20 protein-coding genes are annotated in these 23,443 nt (G+C 67.0%); 12 read left to right on the forward strand and 8 right to left on the reverse strand.

Annotated features, from left to right (window positions below; translation table 11 throughout):
- Positions 1–40: 40 nt before the first annotated feature.
- Both LJ725_RS13530 and LJ725_RS13535 read left to right on the forward strand, forming a co-directional pair.
- A complete protein-coding gene (locus tag LJ725_RS13530; protein ID WP_230551191.1) occupies positions 41–1,069 on the forward strand; it encodes an aldo/keto reductase in 1,029 nt (342 codons plus the stop codon).
- Between the two features lie 10 nt (positions 1,070–1,079).
- Entirely contained in the window at positions 1,080–1,907 is an 828-nt protein-coding gene (locus LJ725_RS13535; RefSeq protein ID WP_230551192.1) for an amidohydrolase family protein, read from the forward strand.
- A gap of 140 nt (positions 1,908–2,047) precedes the next feature.
- Here the strand turns inward: LJ725_RS13535 and LJ725_RS13540 are convergent, their stop codons facing one another.
- Together LJ725_RS13540 and LJ725_RS13545 are read right to left on the reverse strand one after the other, a co-directional pair.
- Positions 2,048–2,512, reverse strand: a complete 465-nt coding sequence (locus tag LJ725_RS13540; RefSeq protein ID WP_230551193.1) for a CHRD domain-containing protein — start codon at positions 2,510–2,512, stop codon at positions 2,048–2,050.
- Between the two features lie 45 nt (positions 2,513–2,557).
- Positions 2,558–4,303 (reverse strand): NAD(P)/FAD-dependent oxidoreductase, encoded by a 1,746-nt coding sequence (locus LJ725_RS13545; RefSeq protein WP_230551194.1) that lies wholly within the window; start codon positions 4,301–4,303, stop codon positions 2,558–2,560.
- An 88-nt stretch (positions 4,304–4,391) separates the two neighbouring features.
- On the opposite strand from LJ725_RS13545, the gene LJ725_RS13550 reads away from it, so the two are divergent.
- From LJ725_RS13550 to LJ725_RS13560, 3 genes are read left to right on the forward strand one after another with little or no spacing between them, the layout of a single operon-like run.
- A complete protein-coding gene (locus tag LJ725_RS13550; protein WP_230551195.1) occupies positions 4,392–5,531 on the forward strand; it encodes an amidohydrolase family protein in 1,140 nt (379 codons plus the stop codon).
- A 1-nt stretch (position 5,532) separates the two neighbouring features.
- Positions 5,533–6,375: a DMT family transporter gene (locus LJ725_RS13555; protein ID WP_230551196.1), complete on the forward strand. Its 843-nt coding sequence runs from the start codon at positions 5,533–5,535 to the stop codon at positions 6,373–6,375.
- Positions 6,376–6,399: 24 nt separating this feature from the next.
- Complete coding sequence (locus tag LJ725_RS13560) at positions 6,400–7,602, forward strand: pyridoxal phosphate-dependent aminotransferase (RefSeq protein WP_230551197.1); 1,203 nt, start codon at positions 6,400–6,402, stop codon at positions 7,600–7,602.
- A 199-nt stretch (positions 7,603–7,801) separates the two neighbouring features.
- Here the strand turns inward: LJ725_RS13560 and LJ725_RS13565 are convergent, their stop codons facing one another.
- The 3 genes from LJ725_RS13565 to puuE form a co-directional block, all read right to left on the reverse strand.
- Positions 7,802–8,779 carry a Bug family tripartite tricarboxylate transporter substrate binding protein gene (locus tag LJ725_RS13565; RefSeq protein WP_230551198.1) on the reverse strand — a complete coding sequence of 326 codons (978 nt, stop codon included), beginning with the start codon at positions 8,777–8,779 and terminating at the stop codon, positions 7,802–7,804.
- Positions 8,780–8,897: 118 nt separating this feature from the next.
- Positions 8,898–9,350 (reverse strand): hypothetical protein, encoded by a 453-nt coding sequence (locus tag LJ725_RS13570; protein ID WP_230551199.1) that lies wholly within the window; start codon positions 9,348–9,350, stop codon positions 8,898–8,900.
- A gap of 235 nt (positions 9,351–9,585) precedes the next feature.
- Positions 9,586–10,500, reverse strand: a complete 915-nt coding sequence (puuE, locus tag LJ725_RS13575; RefSeq protein ID WP_230551200.1) for an allantoinase PuuE — start codon at positions 10,498–10,500, stop codon at positions 9,586–9,588.
- Between the two features lie 91 nt (positions 10,501–10,591).
- Here puuE and LJ725_RS13580 point away from each other — a divergent pair, with 91 nt between their 5' ends.
- The 3 genes from LJ725_RS13580 to LJ725_RS13590 all read left to right on the forward strand — a co-directional run bounded on the left by LJ725_RS13580 (position 10,592) and on the right by LJ725_RS13590 (position 13,884).
- Positions 10,592–11,833 carry a Zn-dependent hydrolase gene (locus LJ725_RS13580; protein WP_230551201.1) on the forward strand — a complete coding sequence of 414 codons (1,242 nt, stop codon included), beginning with the start codon at positions 10,592–10,594 and terminating at the stop codon, positions 11,831–11,833.
- A 91-nt stretch (positions 11,834–11,924) separates the two neighbouring features.
- Positions 11,925–13,079, forward strand: coding sequence for a M20 family metallopeptidase (locus LJ725_RS13585; protein WP_230551202.1), 1,155 nt, complete (start codon positions 11,925–11,927; stop codon positions 13,077–13,079).
- 58 nt (positions 13,080–13,137) lie between these two features.
- Positions 13,138–13,884, forward strand: coding sequence for an alpha/beta fold hydrolase (locus LJ725_RS13590; RefSeq protein WP_230551203.1), 747 nt, complete (start codon positions 13,138–13,140; stop codon positions 13,882–13,884).
- A 151-nt stretch (positions 13,885–14,035) separates the two neighbouring features.
- Here the strand turns inward: LJ725_RS13590 and LJ725_RS13595 are convergent, their stop codons facing one another.
- Positions 14,036–15,709 (reverse strand): AMP-binding protein, encoded by a 1,674-nt coding sequence (locus LJ725_RS13595; protein ID WP_230551204.1) that lies wholly within the window; start codon positions 15,707–15,709, stop codon positions 14,036–14,038.
- Positions 15,710–15,745: 36 nt separating this feature from the next.
- On the opposite strand from LJ725_RS13595, the gene LJ725_RS13600 reads away from it, so the two are divergent.
- Entirely contained in the window at positions 15,746–16,654 is a 909-nt protein-coding gene (locus tag LJ725_RS13600; RefSeq protein ID WP_230551205.1) for a PhzF family phenazine biosynthesis protein, read from the forward strand.
- 108 nt (positions 16,655–16,762) lie between these two features.
- Here the strand turns inward: LJ725_RS13600 and LJ725_RS13605 are convergent, their stop codons facing one another.
- Positions 16,763–17,233: an Lrp/AsnC family transcriptional regulator gene (locus tag LJ725_RS13605; RefSeq protein ID WP_230551206.1), complete on the reverse strand. Its 471-nt coding sequence runs from the start codon at positions 17,231–17,233 to the stop codon at positions 16,763–16,765.
- Between the two features lie 99 nt (positions 17,234–17,332).
- Here LJ725_RS13605 and LJ725_RS13610 point away from each other — a divergent pair, with 99 nt between their 5' ends.
- Genes LJ725_RS13610 through LJ725_RS13620 form a run of 3 tightly spaced genes read left to right on the forward strand, consistent with a single transcriptional unit; the run spans position 17,333 to position 21,963 of the window.
- A complete protein-coding gene (locus LJ725_RS13610; RefSeq protein WP_230551207.1) occupies positions 17,333–19,672 on the forward strand; it encodes a transketolase in 2,340 nt (779 codons plus the stop codon).
- A 9-nt stretch (positions 19,673–19,681) separates the two neighbouring features.
- A complete protein-coding gene (gene mtnA, locus LJ725_RS13615; RefSeq protein ID WP_230551208.1) occupies positions 19,682–20,782 on the forward strand; it encodes an S-methyl-5-thioribose-1-phosphate isomerase in 1,101 nt (366 codons plus the stop codon).
- A complete protein-coding gene (locus LJ725_RS13620) occupies positions 20,779–21,963 on the forward strand; it encodes an MFS transporter (RefSeq protein ID WP_230551209.1) in 1,185 nt (394 codons plus the stop codon). The genes mtnA and LJ725_RS13620 overlap by 4 nt, the downstream gene beginning before the upstream one ends.
- 39 nt (positions 21,964–22,002) lie before the next feature.
- Here the strand turns inward: LJ725_RS13620 and LJ725_RS13625 are convergent, their stop codons facing one another.
- Positions 22,003–23,421, reverse strand: coding sequence for an amidase family protein (locus LJ725_RS13625; protein ID WP_230551210.1), 1,419 nt, complete (start codon positions 23,419–23,421; stop codon positions 22,003–22,005).
- Between the last annotated feature and the right edge of the window lie 22 nt (positions 23,422–23,443).

Here is a 23,443-nt window from a genome sequence, read left to right on the forward strand (position 1 = left end):
AGGCAATTCGTACTCTCGTCTGCCTTCGGAGGAAACGAACATGACAGCGCTCAAGCGCCGCAAGGTCGGAAAGACGAAACTCGAAGTCACCGAGATCGGTCTGGGTGGCGCGCCGATGGGCGGCTTTCGCGCGACGATTTCCGACGCCGAGGCGGTGCAACTCACCAACGACGGCTACGACGCCGGCATCCGCTACTTCGACACCTCGCCCTTCTACGGCTATGGCCGCAGCGAGCTGCGCATGGGCGCGGCGTTGCGGGAGAAACCCCGCGACAGCTTCGTGCTCTCGACCAAGATCGGTCGCATCCTGCACGTGCGGAAGCCCGGCGAGGTGCTCCCAAAGGATTTTCGCGAGAACGGCCTGCCGGGCTTCGTACCGCAGTTCGACTACACTTATGACGGCGTGATGCGCTCGCTGGAGCATTCGCATCTCCGGCTCGGCCTCGACAAGATCGACATCGCGCTGGTCCACGACGTCGATTTCTGGACCATCAAGGACCGCGCCCTCCTCGACGAGCGCTTCAGGACGGTGATGGACTCCGGGTTCCGTGCGCTCGACGAGCTGCGCAAGGCCGGAATCATCTCCGCCATCGGCGTCGGCATCAACGAGAGCGACACCAGTACCCGCTTCATCAAGGCCGGCGACTTCGACTGCATGTTGCTCGCCGGGCGCTACACGCTGCTCGAACAGGGGGCGCTGGAGGAGTTCCTGCCGGAATGCCTCAAGCGGAACGTTTCGGTGATCCTGGGCGGGCCCTACAACTCGGGCATCCTGACCGGCAACGTGAAGACGGGCGCGACGCACGACTATGTGGCCGCGCCGCAGCATCTCGTCGACAAGGCACAGAAGATCGAGGCCGTATGCCAGCGGCACGGCGTGCCGTTGGGGGCGGCGGCGATGCAGTTCCCGCTGTTCCATCCCGCCTTCTGCTCCGTCATCCCCGGTGCGCTGAGCGTTGCCGAGGTGAAGCATAACGTCGCCCACATGAGCGTGAAGATCCCGGTCGAGCTGTGGAGCGAGTTGAAGCGCGAGAAGCTGCTCGACCCCGCCGCGCCGACCCCGAACTGAGGACACCGCAATGAAGATCGTCGACGCGCAGATCCACATCTGGTCGCAGACCGTCACGCCGCCCACGGGGCTGCATCGCAAGGTCGAGAAGTTCACCGCCGAGCAGGCACTGAAGGAGATGGACGAGGCCGGCGTCGACGCGGCGCTGATCCATCCGCCCTACTCCTGGGACCCGACCTCCAACCAGCTCGCCCTCGATGCCGCCCAGAAGTATCCCGACCGCTTCGCCGTGATGGGCCAGTTCCCGCTGCAGGATCCCGAGAGCCGGAACCGCATCAAGGGCTGGCGCGACCAGCCCGGCATGATGGGCCTGCGCTGGGCGCTGCTGCAGCCGGCCGAGCAGAAGTGGCTGAACGACGGGCTGCTCGACTGGGTCTGGCCGGCCGCCGAGAAGGAAGGCATTCCGGTCGCGACCATGGGCGGCATCTTCCCCGACAAGTTCCGCGAGATTGCCGAAGCGCACCCCAACCTCAAGATGATCGTCGATCATTGCGGGCTGAACCGTCACGGCCAGGACGAGGAAGCCTTCATCCATCTCGACAAGCTGGTGGCGCTGGCGAAGCTGCCCAACGTCGCCGTCAAGGCGACCGGCGCGCCGCACTATTCCACGAAGGGCTATCCGTTCCAAAACATCCAGGACGGGCTGCACCGCATCTTCGACGCCTTCGGCCCCAAGCGCTTCTTCTGGGGCACCGACATCACCCGCATGCCATGCACCTACCGCCAGTGCGTGACCTTCTTCACCGAGGAACTGCCGTGGTTGAAGGGACGTGACCTCGAGGACGTAATGGGTCGCGGCCTGTGCGAGTGGATCGACTGGAAGCTGAAGTTCGACTGAGCTTCAACTCCGTCATCTCGACCGAAGCGCCGCAGGGGCGCAGTGGAGTGACCTCTTGTGCGCCAGTAGATGTCGAATGGAGGCAAAAAGGTCTCTCCACTTCGCCTCGCTACGCTAGGCTCCGATCGAGGTGACGGGTGCTACTTCTGCAGCGGCAGGATCTGCCCGCGGATCTCGCCGTCGGGATACTTCTCCGTCATCACGTTGACATACCAGAGGCCGGCCAGCACCTCGCGGACCTGCTGCTCCGTCAGCGTCACGCCGTCGTTCACCGTCGAACGGTCGGCATAGAAGGGCACGTCGATCGGTACGACCTGCACCGCGTTCTGGTCCGGCGCGGCGGGACCATAGAGGCCGGCCTGCCGCACCGGGCCGCTCAGACGCACCAGAATGAGCTTGTATTCCAGCACCCGGGTTGATGGGCGATAGGTGGCGGCGAAATACCCCTCGCCCTTGCTGTCGGTGGCCGGCACCATCCGCGCCCCGCTCAGGTCGGCGCGGAGGTCGGTCTTCGGCAGGTTGGGCTCACCCATGTTGAACGAGCAGGCCGAGGCCGCGAGCAACGGGCCCAGGGACAGGAGGAGGCGGCGGGACGGGAGGCTCATGCTTCTAGTCTACGTCGCCGATCGCGCCGACGTCCCCGCGCCCCGTCACGCTTTGTGATGCACCGGCGCCCGGCCATAGACCGGCGTCGGCAGCCCTTCCATCCGCGCCTTGAGCTGCAGGGACAGGAAGATCGAGTAGAGCCGCGACTGCATCAGGTTGCCGCCGTGGAACCACAGGTTTTCCTGCGCCGTCGGCTTCCACATGTTGCGCAGCTCGCCCTCCCAGGGGCCGGGATCCTTGGCGGTGCCGGAGCCCAGGCCCCAGCACTTGCCGACCTTGTCGGCGACCTCGGGCGAGATCAGCTCGGCCGCCCACTGGTTCATCGAACCGTATCCCGTCGCATAGACGACGAGGTCGGCCTTGAGCTCGCTGCCATCGTCCAGCACGACCGAATCCTCGGTCATGCGCTCGATCTCGACGCCCGACTTGAGCTTGATGCGCCCGTCGGCGATCAGGTCGGAGGCGCCGACGTCGATGTAGTAGCCCGAGCCCCGCCGCAGATACATCGGGCCGATGCCGGTATTGTCTTCGCCGAAGGTCAGCTTGAAGCCCGCCTTCTCCAGCCGCGCATAGAAGTCCGCATCCTCGCGGCGGATCTGCTCCACGACCGGCTGCATCACCTTGGGCAGCGCGCCGTAGGGCATGGAGGCGGTCGTGAGATCGGCGATCTCGGTGGTGATGCCCGACGCCACCGCCTCTTCCGAATAGAGCGGCCGGTTGCGCGCCAGCGTGTCGGCGCGCACCACCAGCGTGGCCGAGCGCTGCAGCAGGGTCACGTCGGCGCCGTGCTCCCACAGGTCGGCGGCGATGTCGTGCGCGGAATTGTTCGAGCCCACGACCACGCAGCGCTTGCCGGCCCAGCCCTCGCCACCGGGATGCCGGCTCGAATGATGCTGCTTGCCCTTGAAGCGGTCGGCGCCGGGGAAGGCCGGAATCTCCGGAAAGCCGGACATGCCGGTCGCGATCACCAGCTGCTTCGGCGTGAGCGTGATCTCCCGGCCGTCACGCTCGACGACGACCGTCCATTCGCCCTTGGCCTCGTCGAACGATGCGCGCCTGCACGCGGTCGAGGACCAGTAATCGAGCTCCATGATCTTCGTGTAGGATTCGAGCCAGTCGCCCATCTTGTCCTTGGGCGTGTAGATCGGCCAGTGATCGGGAAAAGGCAGGTACGGCAGATGGTCGTACCAGACCGGATCGTGCAGGCAGAGCGACTTGTAGCGGTTGCGCCAGGCATCGCCCGGCCGCGCGTTGCGGTCGACGATCAGCGTCGGCACGCCGAGCCTCTTGAGGCGCGCGCCGAGCGCAATGCCGCCCTGCCCGCCGCCGATCACCAGCACGTAGGGCTGGCGCTCGTAGCCCAGCTCCCGCGCATCGGCGTTGCGGCGGTCGGTCCAGGTGACGCGGTCCCTGAAGGCACCGTGCTGCGTGCCGTGCTCGCGCGTCGGGCCCTTCTTTTCCTCGAACCCCTTCAACTCCAGCAGCGCGGTGAACAAGGTCCACGCCTTGCCGTCCTTCAGCCGGACGTGACCCCTGCCACGGCCTCGCACCGTCTCGAAGGTGAACCAGCCGGGTCGCCCTGCGAGTTGGAAGGAACCCGGTTTCACATCGCTGAGGCGCGCGCGAAGCATGTCAGCAATCGCAGAGCGGCTCTCCAGCGTGACGATGTTCCAGGTGAACGCCACCAGATCGCGCCAATAGCAGTCATCGGCGAACATGGCGCTCGCGCCGTCGATGTCTCCGCGCTCCAGCGCGGACGCAAACTCGGCAAGCCACTCGGTCTCGTTCATCGTCATCCCATTGCGACAGGCAGGCAGGCGGCGCACTCTATTGGATGGACGACTCCAGAGGAATGGGGCGTCCAGGAGGAAACGACCGATGAAGTACGATGTGATTTCCGCGGACGGGCATGTCGACCTGATCTGGCTGCCGCCGGATCTCTTCACCAGCAACGCGCCGGCTTCCATGAAGGAGCGCATGCCCCATGTCGTCGACGGTCCCAAGGGGCCGGAATGGACGAGCATCAAGGGCGCGAAATTCGGACTGGTGAACGGCATGGGCTCGGCCGGACGCGAATACGTGCCGGGCATCATCCATCGTTCCGACCGCATGGCCTCGACCGGCCTCTACGACGACGGCAAGAAGGGCATTCGCCGGCTCACCGAAGTCGATCATCGTCTCAAGGACCAGGATCGCGACGGCGTGCAGGCCGAGGTGCTGTACGGCGTGCTGGGATCGAGCGGACGCCTGAACGATCCGGAAGCCGCCATCGTGATGCTGCGCATCTACAACGACTGGCTCCACGATTTCTGCAAGCAGGCGCCGGACCGGCTGATCGGCCTCGCCAACATCCCGAACTACGACATGCAAGAATCGATCGCTGAGGCGACGCGCTGCGCCAAGCGCGGCGTGAAGGGGCTCGACATCGCTAACCGGCCCGACATGACGCCGCTCTGGGATCCGTTCTGGGAGCCGCTCTGGAAGTTCGGCCACGACACCGGCATCCCGCTGCACTTCCACACGATCGGCGGCCGCTCGCCCGACGTCACGAAGTACACGCCCGAGGTTCAGCGCCGCATCTTCGCCACGCACATCACCGGTTTCCAGATGCACATGAGCACCATGCTGATGGGGCTGATGTTCTCCGGCGCGCCGGCGCGCTATCCGAACCTCAAGATCGTGATCGGCGAGGCAGGCCTCGGCTGGATCCCCTACGTGCTGCAGCACATGGACCTCGAATGGGAGGACCAGTTCCAGGACCTCGACCTCAAGATGAAGCCCTCGGAATACTGGCATCGCCAGTTCTATGCGACCTACCAGACCGACCCCGTCGGCATCGAGCTGCTGCACCATCTCGGCGAGGACAATGTCATGTGGGGCTCCGACTATCCTCATCCCGACGGCATCTGGCCGGACAGCCAGGAGTTCCTCGGCCGGGAACTGACGGAGGTCTCGCCCGAGGCCAAGCGCAAGATCACCCGCGACAACGCGGTGAAGCTGTACCAGCTGGCAAACTGAGGTGGTGCCAGCGACGGGAGCGGCCCGCACGGCCCTCCTCACGACCTTCGCGATGCTGGCCTTCGCCAGCAACTCCCTGCTGTGTCGCGTGGCATTGCGCGACACCGCCATCGACGCCGCGACCTTCACGTCGATCCGTCTGGCCTCGGGGGCGCTCGTCCTCTGGATCCTGCTGCGCTCGCGCGGCCGGCAGCCGCTGGCCGCAGGCAGCTGGCCGATGGCGGCCATGCTGTTCGCCTACGCGGTCTGCTTCTCCTTCGCCTATCGCGATCTCACCGCCGCGACGGGAGCGCTGCTGCTGTTCGGCGCGGTGCAGCTCACCATGACGGCCTACGGCCTGTTCTCCGGCGAGCGCCTGGCAGGCCTGCGGCTGGTCGGCGTGCTGGTCGCGATCGCGGGCCTGGTCTGGCTGCTGCTGCCCGGCCTCTCGGCGCCGCCCTACATCGCCGCCGCATTGATGCTCGCCGCCGGACTCGCCTGGGGCATCTACTCGCTGCTCGGCCGCAGCGCCGGCGATCCGACGGCCGCGACCGGCGGCAATTTCATCCGGGCCGTGCCCTTCGCCGCCATCGTCAGCCTGGCGGTCGCCTCGCAGGCCAGTCCCGATCCGACCGGCCTGATCTACGCCGTGATCTCCGGCGCCGTGACCTCGGGCCTGGGCTACGTGCTGTGGTACGCGGCCCTTCCGGCGCTGTCCGCCACGTCGGCCGCCACAATCCAGCTCTGCGTCCCGGCCATTGCCGCGCTGGGGGGCGTGGTGCTACTCGCCGAGCCCATCACCGCGCGGCTGCTGTTCGCCTCGGCGGCCATCCTGGGCGGCATCGCCCTCACCATACGCAAGTAACGCAGGCAATTGCCCGAGGAAGCCATGTTCGAAGTCGCCGAGCGTCTCAGGAATGTGAAGGTGTCGGCCTCGGCCGCGATGACCCGCAAGGTGCGCGACCTGCGCGCCCAGGGCGTGAAGATTGTCGGCCTGTCCTCCGGCGAGCCCGACTTTCCGACACCGGCACACGCCGTCGAAGCCGCCCACCGGGCGGCCCTCGCCGGAGAGACCAAGTATCCGCCGCAGGACGGCATCAAGCCCCTCAAAGAAGCGATCCAGCGGAAGTTCAAGCGCGACAACAATCTCGACTATGCGCTCGACGAGATCATGGTCTCCAACGGCAGCAAGCAGATCATGTACGACGCGCTGATGGCCAGCGTGAACCCGGGCGACGAGGTGATCATCCCCGCCCCGGGCTGGATCTCCTATGCCGACCAGGCCGTGATCGCCGGCGCGAAACCGGTGCCGGTCTCCTGCCCCGAGAACAACCAGTTCAAGCTGCGCGCGGCCGATCTCGACGCGGTCATCACCGCAAAGACAAAGTGGGTGGTGATGAACTTCCCCAACAATCCCACGGGTGCGGTCTGCTCGCCGGCCGAGATGCGCCAGATCTGCGACGTGCTGCTGAAGCACAAGCATGTGCTGGTGATGGCCGACGACGTCTATGAGCACCTCGTCTACGGCGACGCGACGTTCAGCACCGTGGCCGAGGTTGAGCCGGCGCTGAAGGACCGCACGCTCACCGTCAACGGTGCCTCGAAGGCCTATGCCATGACCGGCTGGCGCGTCGGCTTCGCCGGCGGCCCCCGCGCGATGATCGCGGCCATGACCAACATGCAGGGCCAGATCGGCTCGGGCATCTCCACCATCAGCCAGGCCGCCGCCGTCGCCGCGCTCGACGGGCCGCAGGAGATGCTGAAGGAGCGCGCCGCCGACTACCAGAAGCGTCGCGACGAGGTCGTGGCCATGTTGCGCGCCGCCAATGGCGTCACCTGCCACCTGCCAGAGGGCGCCTTCTACGTGTTCCCCAACATCGCAGGCTGCATCGGCAAGACCAGCAAGGGTGGCCGCAGGATCGCCAACGACACAGATTTCGTGACGGCTCTGCTGGAAGAGAAGCACGTCGCCACCGTGCAGGGCGCGGCCTACGGCATGAGCCCCTACTTCCGCATTTCCTACGCCACCGACATGGCGAGCCTCCGCGAGGGCTGCAGCCGCATTCAGGAGTTCTGCGCCGAGCTGCGCTAGAGTCTTTCCGAGTAGCCTCGAATCACACCACCAAACTCATGCTGAGAAGGCCCGAAGGGCCGTCTAGAAGCATGGGCACGAGCACCACGTTTGTTGCCCATCCTTCGAGACGCGCCGCTTCGCGGCGCTCCTCAGGATGAGGCGGGTGTTTGATTTATCTGTATCGGAAAGACTCTAGGCGCGGGGCGAGCAGGCTCGGTCATTCCGCCTTGATGCCGGCGGCCTTGATGACCTTGGCCCACTTGTCGGTGGCTTCGGCGAGGATCGCGCCGAATTCCGCCGGCGTGCCGCCGAGCGGCGTGCCGCCCAGTTCGACGATCCGGTTCCTGATCCGCGGGTTGGCGAGGCCAGCGTTCAGCTCCTTGTTCAGCAGTTCGATGATCCCGGCCGGCGTTCCCTTGGGCACGCCGATGCCGGCGAAGCCGCTGGCCTCGTAGCCCGGCACGAAATCCGCCACCGGCGGAACGTCCGGCAGCACATCGAGGCGGGCCCTGGTCGTCACCGCGAGCGCGCGCAGCTTGCCGGCCTTCACCTGCTGGATCGATTCCGACAGCGGGGCGAAGACGACCTGCACGTGGCCGCTGATCAGGTCGGCAACCGCCGGCGCACCGCCCTTGTACGGCACGTGAACCAGATTCACGCCGGTCATCATCTTGAAGAGTTCGCAGGCGATGTTCTGCGGCGTGCCCTGACCGGCCGATCCGTAGTTGATCTTGCCCGGGTTGGCCTTGGCGTAGGCGATGAACTCGGGAAGCGTGTTCGCCGGAACTGACGGGTTGACCACGACGACGTAGGCGAGCCGCGCGGCGCAGATGACCGGCGCGATGTCGCGCATGAAATCGAAGCCGAGGTTGGAATAGAGCGCCGAGTTGATCGCGTGCGGCGTCACGACCTGGAGCAGCGTGTAGCCGTCGGGTGCGGCCTTGGCGACCGTGTCGGTTGCGATGTTGCCGCTGGCGCCCGGCTTGTTCTCGACGATGAACTGCTGGCCGAGACGCTCGGTCAGCCATTCGGCCGCGAGGCGGGCCTGGATGTCGGTCGCCCCGCCGGCCGGAAAGCCGACGAGGATGCGGGCCGGCTTCGACGGATAGGCCTGGGCAAAAGCTCCGCTCGAAACCACGGGCAAGGCAGCGGAACCCGCGGCCAGGTGCACGAACGCGCGACGGCTGATCTTCATGATGTTTCCTCCGCAGGCTGCGCCTTCTCGTGGATTTCGATCCATCCGGGCCAGCTGCGGGATCAGGCTACACCCGGCCTGTCGGCGGGCGGAAGGGGCGAACGGCTCGTCGCCCAGGCTAGAGAGCGTTGATTTCCCTGACCTTGTTGGCGAGGCCCAGCTTGCGGTTGCAGAGCGGCCAGTGCCAGGTCTCGCCCTGGTCGAACATCACCCAGGCGGTGAGCGCCGCCGCCTTTTCGTAGTCCTGGGCGGCCTCGATCGCTTCCTGGGTCGTGAGCACCGTGCCGTCACGCCGCTGCTGCATGGTGATGTAGGTGCGCGCCGTGTACTGGAAACGACCATGGTAGGCGCCGCGCCCGCCGACGATGCGACTCGAATGCGGTCCCCAGCTGCCGCTCTCGCAAATCGCGAGCGACTGGACGACTTCGTCCTTGCGCGCTTTCACGAACATCTCGTGCTCCGTCGGGCCCTGCGGGACGGCGGCCGTCTCGACGGGCTTCTTGGCGCATCCCGGGCCGAGGCAGAGCCCGGCGAGCAGGAGCGGGAGCGTGGCGGTTCGATGAATGTTCACGACCGGCCATTGATCACATGATTTTATCCCCAGGGTAAACCCCGCCCCCCGCAGGCCATGGCACCCAGGGCGCTACCGCCGCAGGATCGGCCGTCACATCAGCCGACCCCGTAAATTGCCGCCTGCGCTGGCTTAACGGGCTCTCGGGCCGCGGACCTACGGAAAGCGCTCAACCGCGCATGTCGAAGCGGCCAACCGTACTTTCTTGTACCAATTGTAACGAGGCCGGCCGCTTTCAGGCTCCGCCCGCCGGGTGCGTCCTGATCCAGTGACGCGCGATCTCCTCCCGCGTCGCCACCCAGACCTTGGGTTTCGATGCCACGTAGTCGAGGAAGCGCGCCAGCGTCGCGGCGCGGCTCGGCCGGCCGGCGAGGCGGCAGTGCAGGCCGACGGACATCATCTTCGGTGAGCGCGCGCCCTCGGCATACAGCACGTCGAAACTGTCCTTCATCGCCTGCAGCCAGCCGTCGCCCGCTGAGAAGCCAGGAGCGACGCTGAACTTCATGTCGTTCACTTCCAGCGTGTAGGGAATGATCAGGTGCGGTGCGCCGCCCACCTTCACCCAGTACGGCAGATCGTCGCTGTAGGAATCGCTCGAGTAGAGGAAGCCGCCATGCTTCACGACGGCTTCGAGCGTGTGCACGCCGAAGCGGCCGGTGTACCAGCCGACCGGTGCGCGGCCGGCGGCCTGCCGGATTGCCTTCACCGCCTTCTTCATGTGGTCGAGCTCCTGCTCGAGCGTGAAGTCCTTGTAGTTGATCCAGCGCCAGCCGTGGCTCGCCACCTCGTGCCCGGCCTCGGCCATCGCCTTGCCGGCGGCGGGGTTCAGTTCCAGCGCACGTCCGACGGCCCACGAGGTGAAGCGCATGTTGCGTTCCTCGAACAGGCGCAGGATCCGCCAGAAGCCGGCGCGGCTGCCATACTCGTACATCGATTCGGTCGACAGATCGCGGGCTCCGGCGAAGGGCGTGCCGCCCGGCGTCTCGGTCAGGAAGACTTCGGAGGCGGCGTCGCCGTTCAGGACCGTATTCTCCCCGCCCTCCTCGTAGTTCAGCACGAAGCTCACGGCGATGCGCGCGTCGCCGGGCCACTGCGCATGCGGCGGGTTGGGGCCGTAGCCGATCAGGTTGCGGTCGAGATGGTCGTGCATGAAGCCCCCTGAAACGCGCTGCCCGATCCCGGGCGATTGAAGCCCGACTATGGCGCGGCTATAGCTCGCGCGACAAGCTTGGGAGAGCGGGATGAGCGCGGCCGACGCGATCAGGGAAGACCGGCTGTGGCAGAGGCACGCCGACATGGCGAAGCTCGGCGGCACGCCGAAGGGCGGCGTCAATCGGCAGGCGCTCTCGCCCGAGGATGCGGCGGCCCGCAACCTGCTGGGTTCCTGGGCCAGGGCACGCGGCTTCTCGACCTTCACCGACGCGATCGGCAACCTGTTCGTGCGGCGCGAGGGCTCCGAGCCGGATGCCCGGCCGGTGATGAGCGGCTCGCACATGGACAGCCAGCCGACCGGCGGCCGCTTCGACGGCATGTATGGCGTGCTCGCAGCCTTCGAGGCGCTGGAAGCCCTGGAGGATGCCGGCGTGAAGACGAAGCGTCCCGTGGTCGCCGTCGCCTGGACCAACGAGGAAGGCTCTCGGTTCCAGCCCGGCGCCATGGGTTCGGCCGTCTTCGCCGGCCACAACGACCTCGAAAAGATGCTGCAGGTGAAGGACTGGAAGGGCGTCGTGCTCAAGGACGCGCTGGCGGAGACGCTGAAGGCCGCGCCCGCTCCGATGCGCGAGGGCCCGCCCGGCTTCCCGCTCGACGGCTACGTCGAGACCCATATCGAGCAGGGCCCGCGGCTGGAGAACGAGGGCAGGACGATCGGCGTCGTGACCGCCATCCAGGGCAGCCGCCGCTACATCGTGACCACGGAGGGCGAAGAGGCGCATGCCGGCACGACGCCGCGCGCTGCCCGCAAGGATGCCTTCGCGGCTGCGGTCCGCATCGCCCAGGCCATGTACGAGGCCACGACCGACACGGACGACACGCTGCGCTTCACCATCGGCCGGGTCGAAGTCGCACCGGGGTCGCCCAACACGGTACCGGGCCGCACGACCTTCACCATCGACATGCGCCATCCCGACGATTCCGTGCTGGACGCTCATGAGAAAAAGCTGAAGGAAATCGTAGCCACCAGGGCTGCCCCCTGCCCCGCCGGAATCGAGCGCGTCGTCGCCGTTCCGCCGACAAACTTCGATCCGATGGTGGTCGACCTCGTGCGGACGAAGACCAGGGCGCTCGGGCTCAGCAACATGGACATGCCCTCGGGCGCCGGCCACGACGCCATGCACATCGCCCATCTCTGCCCCGCCGGCATGATCTTCGTGCCCTGCGAACGCGGCATCAGCCACAACGAGATCGAGAACGCCACCCCGCAGGACCTCGCCGCTGGCGCCCGCGTGCTGGTCGAGGTGCTGGCGGAGCTGGCCAATCGCTGACGTACCCGTTTCGCCACCCATCCATTGTCATCCCGAGCGCAGCGAGAGACCTTTCCTGTCGCTCGCAGCAGTCACTGAGGAATAGCGCGCCATGTCGAAAAAGATGCAATCCGAACTCGTCTCGATCCTGTCAGACCTGATCGCGCTGCCGAGCCCCTTCCCGCCCGGCACCTCGGTCGAGATCTGCGCCTATACGGCCAGGCGCCTGAAGAAGGCGGGCTACAAGGTCGAGATCGCGACCCGCAAGAAGGGCGTCGACAATGTCGTGGCGCGAATGAAGGGCAAGGGGAAGGGCCCGGTCATCGCCTTCAACGCCCATGTCGATACGGTCGGCGTCGGCGAGCGCTCGAACTGGAAGAGCGATCCCTACAAGGCGCTGGTGAAGGGCGGGCTCGTCTACGGGCTGGGCGCGGGCAACTGCAAGGGAAGCATGGCGGTGCAGATCTGGATCGCCGAGGAGATCGCGCGCCGCGGCGGTCCCGAGAAGGGCGAGCTGATCTTCACATTCGTGGCCGACGAGGAGAATCTCGGGCCCGAAGGCATGGAGTACCTGCGCAAGAGCGGCAAGGTCCGGCCGGACGCCCTGATCCTGGGCGCGCAGACCGAGAACAACCTGATCGTGGCCGAGCGCGGCGTGATGTGGGCGCGCCTCACCACCAAGGGCCGCGCGGCGCATGCCGGCAATCCGGCGGCCGGCGACAACGCCATCCTGCGCATGATGCGCCTCGTGGGCGCGCTCAGCTCCTATTACGACAAGGCGCTGGCGGATCGCGTCTCGGGCGCGATGAAGTCGACGGTCAACATCGGCATGTTCCATGGCGGCCACAACACCAACGTCGTGCCCTCCGCCTGCACCGTCGAGATCGATCGCCGCCTGCTGCCCAACGAGAAGGTGAAGGACGCCTTCAAGGAGCTGAAGAAGGTGATCGACGGCGTCGGCGAGCCGAAGTCGATGTACGGCGTCGAGTTCCTGACCGGCACCAACGGCTTCTTCGCGCCCGAGAACGGCGCGGCGGTCGGCGCGTTCGAAGCGGCGGTGAAGACCCACAGCCGCCGCAAGGTGAAGTTCCTCAACGCCACCGGCGTGAGCGACGGCCGCTACTATGCCGACGACGGCATCGAGATCATCAACTTCGGCCCGGGCTCGGGCGCGCAGGGCCATGCCGCCAACGAGAGCGTGCCGATCGCCGAGATGGTCGATGCCGCCCACATCCAGCTCGACGTGGTGAAGCGCCTGCTGGGCTGATCGCCTGCTTTGCACCCTGCCCCGGCGCGTGGCACGCTCCGGGCAGGGAGAAGACACCATGCCGTTCTATGAAAAAGGCGACGTCCGCATTCACTACGAAGAGATGGGCTCGGGCCTGCCGCTGCTGATCATTCCGGGCGGCGGGCTGAACTCGACCATCGCCGGTCTCGACAAGACCCATCCGTTCAACGCGATGCGGGAATTCAGCGACCGCTTCCGCTGCATCTGCGCCGACCTGCGCAACGCCAATGGCGGCCAGTCGACCGGCCCGCTCGACATCGAACGCACTTGGGATGCCATCACCGACGACCATGTCGGCCTGATGGACCATCTCGGCGCCAAGCAGTTCATGGTGCTGGGCTACTGCATCGGCCAGCCGCTGATCTGGAACCTGATCAAGCGCGTGGGCGACCGCGTGATCGCCGCCGTCCTGACGCAGCCCTCGGGCTTCCGCCCCGAACTGCCCAACCAGTTCTACGACAACAACATGAAGGGCTGGGGGCCCGACTTCGTGGCGAAGCGGCCGGAGTACACGATGGACCAGGTGAGCCAGTACCTCACCAACATGTACACCAAGAAGGCCGACTTCGTGTTCACCGTGCCGCGCGAGTTCGTGAAGGCCTGCAAGACCCCGATCCTCGTCGCGCCCGACGACAGCCCGCCGCATCCCTACAAGGTGGCGATGGAAGTGGCGATGCTCTCACCCAATTCGCAGGTCACGCTCTATCCGTGGAAGGACACGCCGGAGCGTGTTCCGCTGGCGGTGCGCCACATCCGGATGTTCCTGGAAGCGCACCGGCCATAAGCACCGCGTCCGTGGCCCATCCTTCGAGACGCACGCCTGCGGCGTGCTCCTCAGGATGAGGTAAAATCAATCGAGCGAACCATCAAAGCCTCACCCTGAGGAGCGCCTCACAGAGGCGCGTCTCGAAGGGTGGGCACGCGCACCGCGTTTGCTAAGCCGTCTTCTGCGCCTTGAGCCCCAGCTTCTCGATCGTCTGTTCGCGCATCACGAACTTCTGGATCTTGCCGGTGATGGTCATCGGGAATTCGGGCACGAACTCGATGTAGCGCGGGATCTTGTAGTGGGCGATCTGGCCCTGGCAGAAGGCACGGATCTCCTCGTCGGTCGCGGTCTGGCCGGCATGCAGCTTGATCCAGGCGCAGACCGCCTCGCCGTAGCGCAGGTCGGGCACGCCGATCACCTGCACGTCCTGCACCTTCGGGTGACGATAGAGGAACTCCTCGATCTCGCGCGGATAGACGTTCTCGCCGCCGCGGATGATCATGTCCTTGAGGCGGCCGACGATGTTGACATAGCCCTGCTCGTCCATGGTCGCGAGATCGCCGGTGTGCATCCAGCCCGCCTCGTCGACGGCCTCCTTCGTCTTGGCCTCGTCGTTCCAGTAGCCCTTCATCACCGAATAGCCGCGGGTGCAGAACTCGCCGGTCTCGCCGCGCGGCACGGTGCGGCCCTCGGTGTCGACGATCTTGATCTCGATGTGCGGCAGCACCTGGCCGACGGTCGAGACGCGGCGCTCCACCGGATCGTCGGTGGCGCACTGGGTCGACACCGGCGAGGTCTCGGTCATGCCGTAGGCGATGGTGACCTCGCCCATGTGCATGTGGCTCTGCACCTTCTTCATCACCTCGATGGGACAGGGCGCCCCGGCCATGATGCCGGTGCGCAGGCTCTTGAGGTCGAACTTCGCGAAATCGGGATGGTCGAGCTGGGCGATGAACATGGTGGGCACGCCGTAGAGCGCCGTGCAGCGTTCCTCGGCCACGGCCTGCAGGGTCGCCAGCGGATCGAACGCCTCGGACGGATAGACCATGGTCGAGCCGTGCGTCAGGCAGCCCAGGTTGCCCATCACCATGCCGAAGCAGTGATAGAGCGGCACGGGGATGCAGAGCCGGTCCTCGGGCGTGAGCTTCAGCCCCTCGCCCACGAAGTAGCCGTTGTTCAGGATGTTGTGGTGGCTGAGCGTGGCGCCCTTGGGGAACCCGGTCGTCCCTGAGGTGAACTGGATGTTGATCGCGTCGTCGAACTGCAGCAGCGGCGCCAGTTCGGCGATACGCGCCTTCTCGGCATTGCCGCCGGCCGTTGCGACATCGTCGAAGTTGAGCATGCCCGGCGTCTTCTCCTTGCCGAGCCGGATGACATGCTTCAGGTGCGGCAGCTTGCCGTCCTTCACCAGGTCCTCGACGATCTCGAGATAGTTCGAGGTCTTGAGGGCGGGCGCCAGGATCAGCGCGCGGCACTCGACCTTGTTCATCGCATATTCGAGCTCGGCGCGGCGGTACGCCGGGTTCACGTTCACCAGCACCAGTCCCGCTTTCGCAGTTGCGAACTGCGCGAGCGTCCATTCCGAGGTGTTGGGCGACCAGATACCGACCCTGTCGCCACGCTCGAGCCCCAGGGTCAGCAAGCCGGCGGCCAGCTCGTCGACCCGCCGCCCCAACTCGCCCCAGCTCCAGCGCACGTTCTGGTGGCGGACCACCAGCGCCTCGCGGTCGCGATGGGCCTCGACGGTCCGGTCGAAGAAAGCGCCGATCGTTTCGCCGATCAGCTTCTTCTCCGAGACGCCATGATCGTAAGAGATTTTAGGGGCAGCCTGAGCTTTGGTCATGAATGAAGATTAGCGCGCCATGCGAGATTTGGAATCATGAAACTCGATTTCGTCACCGTGGACGTGTTCACGGACCGCCAGTTCGGGGGCAACCCCCTCGCCGTCATCACCAATGCACAGGGCCTGTCGGGCGAGCGCATGCAGGCCATCGCCGCCGAATTCAACCTGGCCGAGACGACCTTCGTCCTGCCGCCGAAAGATCCGGCCCACACGGCCGAGGTCCGCATCTTCACGCCCAAGGCCGAGATGCCCTTCGCCGGCCATCCCAATGTCGGCACCGCCTTCGTGCTGGCCCGGGCCGGCACCAGCTACGGCCGGCCGGTGACCGGCGACCGGCTGGTCTTCGAGGAGAAGGCCGGCCTCGTCGCCATGGACATCGAGCGCGAGGCCGGCGCCGTCGTGGCGACGCGCCTGGCCGCGCCCGTGCCGCTCAGCTTCGGCGAGGAGATCGATCCCGCCCTCGTCGCCCAGGCCTGCTCCCTGAAGCCTGAGGACCTGAAGCTCGACGTCCATCCGCCGCGGGTCGCGTCCTGCGGTGCACCGCTCCTCTTCGTCGAACTGAAATCGCGCGAGGCCCTCAAGCGAGCGGCGCCCCGCGCCGAGATCTTCGCGCGCGACCTGCCGCGCGACCGCATCGTCGGCATCCATCTCTACGTGCAGGCGCAGGAGGGCGACATCGACGTGCAGACCCGCATGTTCGCCCCCGAGCACGGCATCCTCGAGGATCCCGCCACGGGCGCCGCCAACGTGGCGCTGATCGGCGTGCTGACGCACCACCGGCCCGAGACCGACATCACCTTGGACAAAACCATCGGCCAGGGCTTCGATATGGGCCGGCCCAGCGTGCTGCGCGCCTCTGCCGAGAAGAAGGACGGCAAGGTCGTCGCCACCTACATCGGCGGCCGCTGCAAGCCGATGATGAGCGGCGTAATCGAGCTCGATTGAACCGAACCTTAAAGGTCCCTCGCTGCGCTCGGGATGACAGCGCTTTTCGAATCGACGCACGGCGCCAATCCCGCCACCATTGTCATCCCGAGCGCAGCGAGGGGCCTTTCACTTTTGCCTGGTTAGCGGCAGCGCCGCACCCTGCTTCACCGGGCGTAGCGCAAACGAGCTGCGGATCTGAGCGATGCCCTGGATCTTGGTGAAGTCCATCACGAAGCGCTCGTACGCCTCGAGGTCGGGAACGACCACCCGCAGCAGATAGTCGCTGTCGCCGGTCATCAGGTAGCATTCCATCACCTCGGGCCGCTCGGCCGCCGCCCGCTCGAAATCCTTCAGGGCCTTCTCAGTCTGGGTCGTGAGCGACACGCTGACGAAGACGTTGACCGACAGGCCGACCGACTTGGCGTCGACCTGGGCGGCATAGCCCTTGATGACCCCCGCCTCCTCCAGCGCCTTGACCCGCCGCCAGCAGGGCGACGAGGAAAGCCCGACCTGCTCGGCGAGGTCGGCATTGCTCAGGCGGCCATCGTGCTGCAGCCGTTCGAGAATGCGCCGGTCGATCGCATCGAGGGATATCATTGCTCTATTTTCTCATTCAGGGGTAGATTCTACCCTATACAGCCCGTTCCGCGACCCGAACGCAAGGACCTTCCAGCCCGTCGGGAGTATCCGTTGGCCATGACCACCCTCGCCCCCATCCAGCGTCTTCGCCTCCTCCGTGAACTGGAACGCAAGGTGCTGTGGCTCAGCGCCTGGACGATCCATCACGCCAACCACATCCGTCCCAACCGCGACGGGCTGAAGGTCGGCGGGCACCAAGCCTCCTGCGCCTCGCTGGCGACGGTCATGTCCGCGCTCTATTTCTCGGTGCTGCGCCCGGAGGATCGCGTCGCGGTGAAACCGCACGCCTCGCCGGTGTTCCACGCCATCCAGTACCTGTTCGGCCACCAGACCCGCGAGAAGCTCGAACGCTTCCGCGCGCTGGGCGGGGCGCAGTCCTATCCGTCGCGCACCAAGGACGTGGACGACGTCGACTTCTCGACGGGCTCGGTCGGCCTCGGCGTCGCCATGACCCTGTTCTCGTCGATCGTGCAGGACTATGTGCGGCTGAAGAACCTGGGTGACGGCAAGCGCCCCACGGGACGCATGGTGGCGCTGGTCGGCGACGCCGAACTCGACGAGGGCAACATCTTCGAGGCGCTGCTCGAAGGCTGGAAGCACGACGTCCGGAATCTGTGGTGGGTGATCGACTACAACCGCCAGAGCCTCGACGGCGTGGTGAACGACCGGCTGTTCGGCCGCGTCGCCGAAATGTTCGAGCTGGTCGGCTGGCGCGTCGTCACGCTGAAGTACGGCAAGTTGCTGGAAACCGCCTTCACCCAGCCCGACGGCGCGCACCTGCGCGACTGGATCGACGCCTGCCCCAACTCGCTCTACTCGGCGCTGGTGTTCAAAGGCGGGGCCGGCTGGCGCGAGGCGCTGACGCGCGACCTCAACCAGTATCCCGGCATCCGCCGCATCCTCGAGCAGCACGACGACGCGTCGCTGCACCGGCTGATGACCAACCTGGCCGGCAATGACATGCAGGCCGTGGTCGACGCCTTCGAGAACGTCACCGACGACACGCCGACCTGCTTCATCGCCTACACGATCAAGGGCCAGGGCCTGCCCTTCGCCGGCCACAAGGACAATCATTCCGGCCTGATGACGCTCGACCAGATGGCGGGTTTCAAGAAGGGCATGGGGATCGCGGACGGCGAGGAGTGGGACAAGTTCGCGGGCCTCACCTCGGCGCCGGCCGACCTGCAGGCCTTCCTCGATGCAGCACCTTTCAACGCCGAGGGCCGCCGCCGCACCGAGGCGCCGATCATCGCGCTTCCGGCGCAGCTCACCAAGCCCAACGACAGGAAGTCGAGCACGCAGGAAGGATTCGGCAAGATCCTGAACGCGATCGCCTCGGAAGACGGCGAACTCGCCCGCCACATCGTCACGACCTCGCCGGACGTCACGGTCTCGACCAATCTCGGCGCCTGGGTGAACCGGCGCGGCCTGTTCGGCCACACCGAAGCCGAGGACGTGTTCCGCGAGCTCAAGGTCGTGTCGGCCCAGCTCTGGCGGCAGACGCCCAAGGGCCAGCACGTGGAACTGGGCATCGCCGAGAACAACCTGTTCATCCAGCTCGCCGCGCTGGGCCTCAGCCATCAGCTGTTCGGCGCGCGCCTGCTGCCGATCGGCACGCTCTACGATCCGTTCATCGCGCGCGGCCTCGATGCTTTGAACTACGCCTGCTACCAGGATTCACGCTTCATGCTGGTGGCGACGCCCTCCGGCGTGACGCTGGCGCCGGAAGGCGGTGCGCATCAGAGTATCCATACGCCGCTGATCGGCATCGGCCAGCCGGGCCTCGTCTCCTATGAGCCCGCCTATGTCGACGAGCTGGCGGTGCTGATGCGCCATGGCTTCGAATACATGCAGCAGCCCGACGGCGGCTCGGTCTATCTGCGCCTGTCGACCCGCAGCCTGGCCCAGCCCGAGCGCACGCTGACGCCGGCGCAGCAGGCCGACATCGTGTCCGGCGGCTACTGGTACGCTCCGCCCGAAGAGGGCTCGGACGTGGCCATCGTCGCCATGGGCGCGGTGACCCCGGAAGCCATCGCCGCTCACGAGAGCGTTGCGCGCGACTTCGCCGGCGCCGGCCTGCTGGTGCTGACCTCGCCCGACCGGCTGCACACCGACTGGCTGGCCGCGCAGCGCAATCGCGGCCGCACGGCGGGAATGGTCGACCGCTCGGCGAGCCCGATCGAGCGGCTGCTGGCGCCCTTGTCGCGCGATGCGCGCATCGTGACGGTGATGGACGGCCATCCGCTGGCGCTGTCGTGGCTGGGTTCGGTGCGCGGCCAGCGGGTCGTGCCGCTCGGCATCGAGAAGTTCGGCCAGTCCGGCGACATACCAGATCTCTATCGCGCCTACGGGCTCGACACGGCGGCGATAATCGACGCGGTGGCGCGCGCCGTCTAAACTGGCGCCGTGAAAGTAGACGGCACACCTTATCGAACCATCTGGCTCGGCGCCGACGGCACGACCGTCCAGGCCATCGACCAGACCCTTCTGCCCCACCGTTTCGTCGTGCGCGATCTGCGCACAATGGAAGACGCCGAGGTGGCGATCCGCACCATGATCGTGCGTGGCGCGCCCCTGATCGGCGCCGCCGCGGCCTACGGTATGGCGCTCGCCATGGCGGCCGATCCGTCCGACGCGATGCTGGAGCGTGCCTATCGCCTCCTCCTGGACTCGCGGCCCACGGCGGTGAACCTGCGCTGGGCGCTCGACGATCTGCGCGCGCTGCTGGCGCCCTTGCCGCCCGCCCGGCGGCGCGAGGCGGCCTACCGGCGCGCCGCCGAGATCTGCGACGAAGACGCGGAGATCTGCCGCCGAATCGGCGAGAACGGGCTCGGCCTGATCCGCAGGCTGACGCCGCGCGACAAGGGCGGCCGACTCAATGCGCTCACCCATTGCAACGCCGGCTGGCTCGCCACCGTCGACTGGGGCACGGCGCTGGCTCCGATCTACCAGGCGCACAATGCCGGCATTCCGATCCATGTCTGGGTCGACGAGACGCGGCCGCGCAACCAGGGCGCCAGCCTGACGGCTTGGGAATTGAGCAAGCACGGTGTGCCGCACACGGTCATCGCCGACAATGCCGGCGGCCACCTGATGCAGCACGACCAGGTCGATTTCGTCATAACCGGCACCGACCGCACGACACGCGGCGGCGACGTCTGCAACAAGATCGGCACCTACCTGAAGGCGCTGGCCGCCCACGACAATGGCGTGCCCTTCTATGTGGGCCTGCCCTACCCGACCATCGACTGGACGATCGTCGACGGCGTGCGCGAGATCCCCATCGAGGAGCGCAGTGCCCGCGAAGTGTCGCACATGACGGGGCGTACCGAGGATGGCGAACTGGCGACGGTCCACGTGCTGCCCGAGGGGAGCAACGCCGCCAATCCGGGCTTCGACGTGACGCCCGCACGCCTGGTGACGGCGCTGATCACCGAGCGCGGCGTCTGCGATGCCAGTGAGGCCGGCCTGCTGTCGCTCTATCCCGAGCAGTCGCGGGCGGCGTGAAGATCACGGCGGCGACGAAGGCCACCATCGGGCTCTGCCTCACCCAGATCGTCGGCTGGGGCACGACCTTCCTGATGCCCTCGGTCCTGGGCCGCCACTTCCAGCGCGACCTCGACCTGCCGAGCGAAGTCGTCTACGGCGGCATCACGGTGATGTTCGGGGTCGGCGCCCTGTTCGCCCCACGTGTCGGCCGGCTGCTCGACCGTACCGGCGCCCGCTCCGTGATGGCCGTCGGCTCGGTCATCTATGCCCTGTCGCTCGCCGCGCTCGCCTTCTCGCAGGGTCTGGTGACCTACCTTCTCTGCTGGGCCGCCATGGGCATCGCCTCGACGCTGGCGCTGAACACGCCCGCCAGCATCGCGCTGGCGCAGATCGCGGGCAGCCGCGCGCGCCAGGCCATCGCCATCCTTGCGATCATCGGCGGCTTCGCCTCGACGGTGTTCTGGCCGGTCTCGGAGGCGCTGGAAGTCATCATGAGCTGGCGCGGCGTGCTGCTGGTCTATGCGGCGATCCATCTGCTGGTCTGTGCGCCCGTCCATCTCCTCGTATTGCCGGGCCGGCCGAGCGTCGCGGCGCAGACGGCCGTGGGCACGAGCGCCTCGGGGCTGCCGTCGGACCGTACCGATCGTCTCTTCGTCCTGCTGGCGATCGCCTTCTCCTGCGGCGCCTTCATTTTCACGGGCTTCATCGTGCACGCGATCGGCGTACTGCGCGGCCTGGGCCACGATCCCGCGTCCGCGCTGCTGCTGGCCTCCCTGATCGGCCCCGCACAGGTCGGCGTGCGGGTGATCGAACTGCTGTTCGGGCACCGTTACGCCATCAGCAGCTCGACCCTGTTCGCCGCCGCCGTCCTGCCGCTCGGCCTCGGCCTCGCGCTGCTGGCGGGCGGCAACTTCGCAATCGCCCTGCTCTGCCTCGTCGCCTTCGGAATCGCCAACGGCCTGAAGGCGGTGCTGCGCGCCACGCTGCCGCTCGCCCTGTTCGGACGCGCCCAGTTCGGCACCTATCTCGGCCGCCTCGCGCTCCCCCAGGGTATCGTCTCGGCCGCGGCCCCGCCGGTGCTGGCCGCGGTGATGGCCAAGTACGGTGCCGAGGGCGTGCTGGCGATGACCTTCGTGATCGCCACCATCGCCTTCGTTGCGACCGTCCTGCTGGTGCGGACCAGCGGCACGATTCGCTGAGTCGGGCCGCTGAGTCGGGCCGCTGATCCGGGCGGGCGATCAGCCGCCGGCGCAAGCGCCGGGCATCCGCCGACGCCAGTCGAAGTGCCTTTCCCAGGCCGCGCAGAACTGCAGCACTTGCTCGTCCGCGAAACGCCGCCCGATCACCTGCAGTCCGACCGGCAGGCCCGACGGCGACCAGCCGCAGGGCACCGATGCCGCAGGCTGGCCGGTGATGTTGAACGGATAGGAAAAAGGCGTCCAACGCGCCCAGGGCACCGGCTTGTCCATGTCCATGTCGGGAGGCCCGTCCGCCTCGGCCGCAAAGGGTTCGATCGGCACCATCGGCATCACGAGAAGGTCGAAGGTCTCGAACGCCTCCGCGACCGCGCGATTGAAGGCCGCCCGCGCCTGCAGCGTGCGGAAATGGTCCTCCAGCCTGATCGACGCCGACCGCGCCACCATGCGTGCGAAGCCCGGGTCGATCCGCGCCATGTCTTCGGGCTTCAGGCCGCCATAGAGCGCGCCGCGCGCGACCCAGAGCGCATCGAAGATGTCGATGGGATCGGGCCAGTCGAGCTTCGCGTCGACGATCTCGACCGGCAGGCGCGCCGCGATCTCGCCGAAGGCGCCGGCGATCACCGCCGCAACGGCGGGGTCGACGGAGACGCCGAACAGGGTCGGCGCGAGTACGCAGCGCAGTTTCGGCAGATCGCCCAGGGTCTCGCGATAGGAGAGGCCGGCCGCCGGCAGCGACTGCGGATCGCGCGCATCCGGTCCCTGCACGACGTCGAGCGCGAGAGCATAGTCCTCGACGCTGTTCGTCATGGGTCCCGCATGCGACAGATGCTCGGTCGGGCTCAGCGGATAGGTCGGCACGCGCGCGAGCGTGGGTTTCAGCGAGAAGATGCCGCAGAACGAGGCCGGCACCCGCATGGAGCCGCCGCCGTCCGAACCCAGAGTCAGCGGCACCGTGCGGTCGGCGACGGCAACGGCTGAACCCGCACTCGAACCGCCCGCGGTCTTCGAGACGTCCCAGGGGTTTCGCGTCACGCCATAGAGCGGCGAGTTGGATGCGGCTTTCCACCCCAGTTCGGGCGTCGTGGTCTTGCCGACCATGATCGCACCCGCGCCCAGCAGGCGCTCGACCGACGGCGCGGTCTCCGTTGCGACCGAATCGACGTAGAGCCGGGAGCCGCGCTGCGTCCGGTAGCCGTCGACCAGGAACAGGTCCTTGATGCCGACCGGCACGCCGTGAAATGGTCCGCGGAACGACTTGGCCCGGGCCTCCGTCTCCAGTTGCGCCGCCCGCTTCCGTGCATCGTCGTGGAAGATGGCGCTGTAGGCATTCACCGCGGGCTCGGTCTGCTCGATCGCATCGAGCGAGGCCTCGACCAGCTCCACGGGCGAGACCTCGCCTGTCCGCACCAGCCTCGCCATCTCGACCGCGCTCAAGGCTGCGTAGTCACGCAGTTCCATCGTCTTCCTCCCGATCCGGTTT

The sequence above is a fragment of the Reyranella aquatilis genome (assembly GCF_020880995.1).
Classification (GTDB): Bacteria; Pseudomonadota; Alphaproteobacteria; order Reyranellales; family Reyranellaceae; genus Reyranella; species Reyranella aquatilis.

Coding starts and splice junctions, on each gene's coding strand:
- LJ725_RS13530 (WP_230551191.1), top strand. CDS start 41: ATGACAGCGCTCAAGCGCCGCAAGGTCGGAAAGACGAAACTCGAAGTC.
- LJ725_RS13535 (WP_230551192.1), top strand. CDS start 1,080: ATGAAGATCGTCGACGCGCAGATCCACATCTGGTCGCAGACCGTCACG.
- LJ725_RS13540 (WP_230551193.1), bottom strand. CDS start 2,512: ATGAGCCTCCCGTCCCGCCGCCTCCTCCTGTCCCTGGGCCCGTTGCTC.
- LJ725_RS13545 (WP_230551194.1), bottom strand. CDS start 4,303: ATGAACGAGACCGAGTGGCTTGCCGAGTTTGCGTCCGCGCTGGAGCGC.
- LJ725_RS13550 (WP_230551195.1), top strand. CDS start 4,392: ATGAAGTACGATGTGATTTCCGCGGACGGGCATGTCGACCTGATCTGG.
- LJ725_RS13560 (WP_230551197.1), top strand. CDS start 6,400: ATGTTCGAAGTCGCCGAGCGTCTCAGGAATGTGAAGGTGTCGGCCTCG.
- LJ725_RS13565 (WP_230551198.1), bottom strand. CDS start 8,779: ATGAAGATCAGCCGTCGCGCGTTCGTGCACCTGGCCGCGGGTTCCGCT.
- puuE (WP_230551200.1), bottom strand. CDS start 10,500: ATGCACGACCATCTCGACCGCAACCTGATCGGCTACGGCCCCAACCCG.
- LJ725_RS13580 (WP_230551201.1), top strand. CDS start 10,592: ATGAGCGCGGCCGACGCGATCAGGGAAGACCGGCTGTGGCAGAGGCAC.
- LJ725_RS13585 (WP_230551202.1), top strand. CDS start 11,925: ATGTCGAAAAAGATGCAATCCGAACTCGTCTCGATCCTGTCAGACCTG.
- LJ725_RS13590 (WP_230551203.1), top strand. CDS start 13,138: ATGCCGTTCTATGAAAAAGGCGACGTCCGCATTCACTACGAAGAGATG.
- LJ725_RS13595 (WP_230551204.1), bottom strand. CDS start 15,709: ATGACCAAAGCTCAGGCTGCCCCTAAAATCTCTTACGATCATGGCGTC.
- LJ725_RS13600 (WP_230551205.1), top strand. CDS start 15,746: ATGAAACTCGATTTCGTCACCGTGGACGTGTTCACGGACCGCCAGTTC.
- LJ725_RS13605 (WP_230551206.1), bottom strand. CDS start 17,233: ATGATATCCCTCGATGCGATCGACCGGCGCATTCTCGAACGGCTGCAG.
- LJ725_RS13610 (WP_230551207.1), top strand. CDS start 17,333: ATGACCACCCTCGCCCCCATCCAGCGTCTTCGCCTCCTCCGTGAACTG.
- LJ725_RS13625 (WP_230551210.1), bottom strand. CDS start 23,421: ATGGAACTGCGTGACTACGCAGCCTTGAGCGCGGTCGAGATGGCGAGG.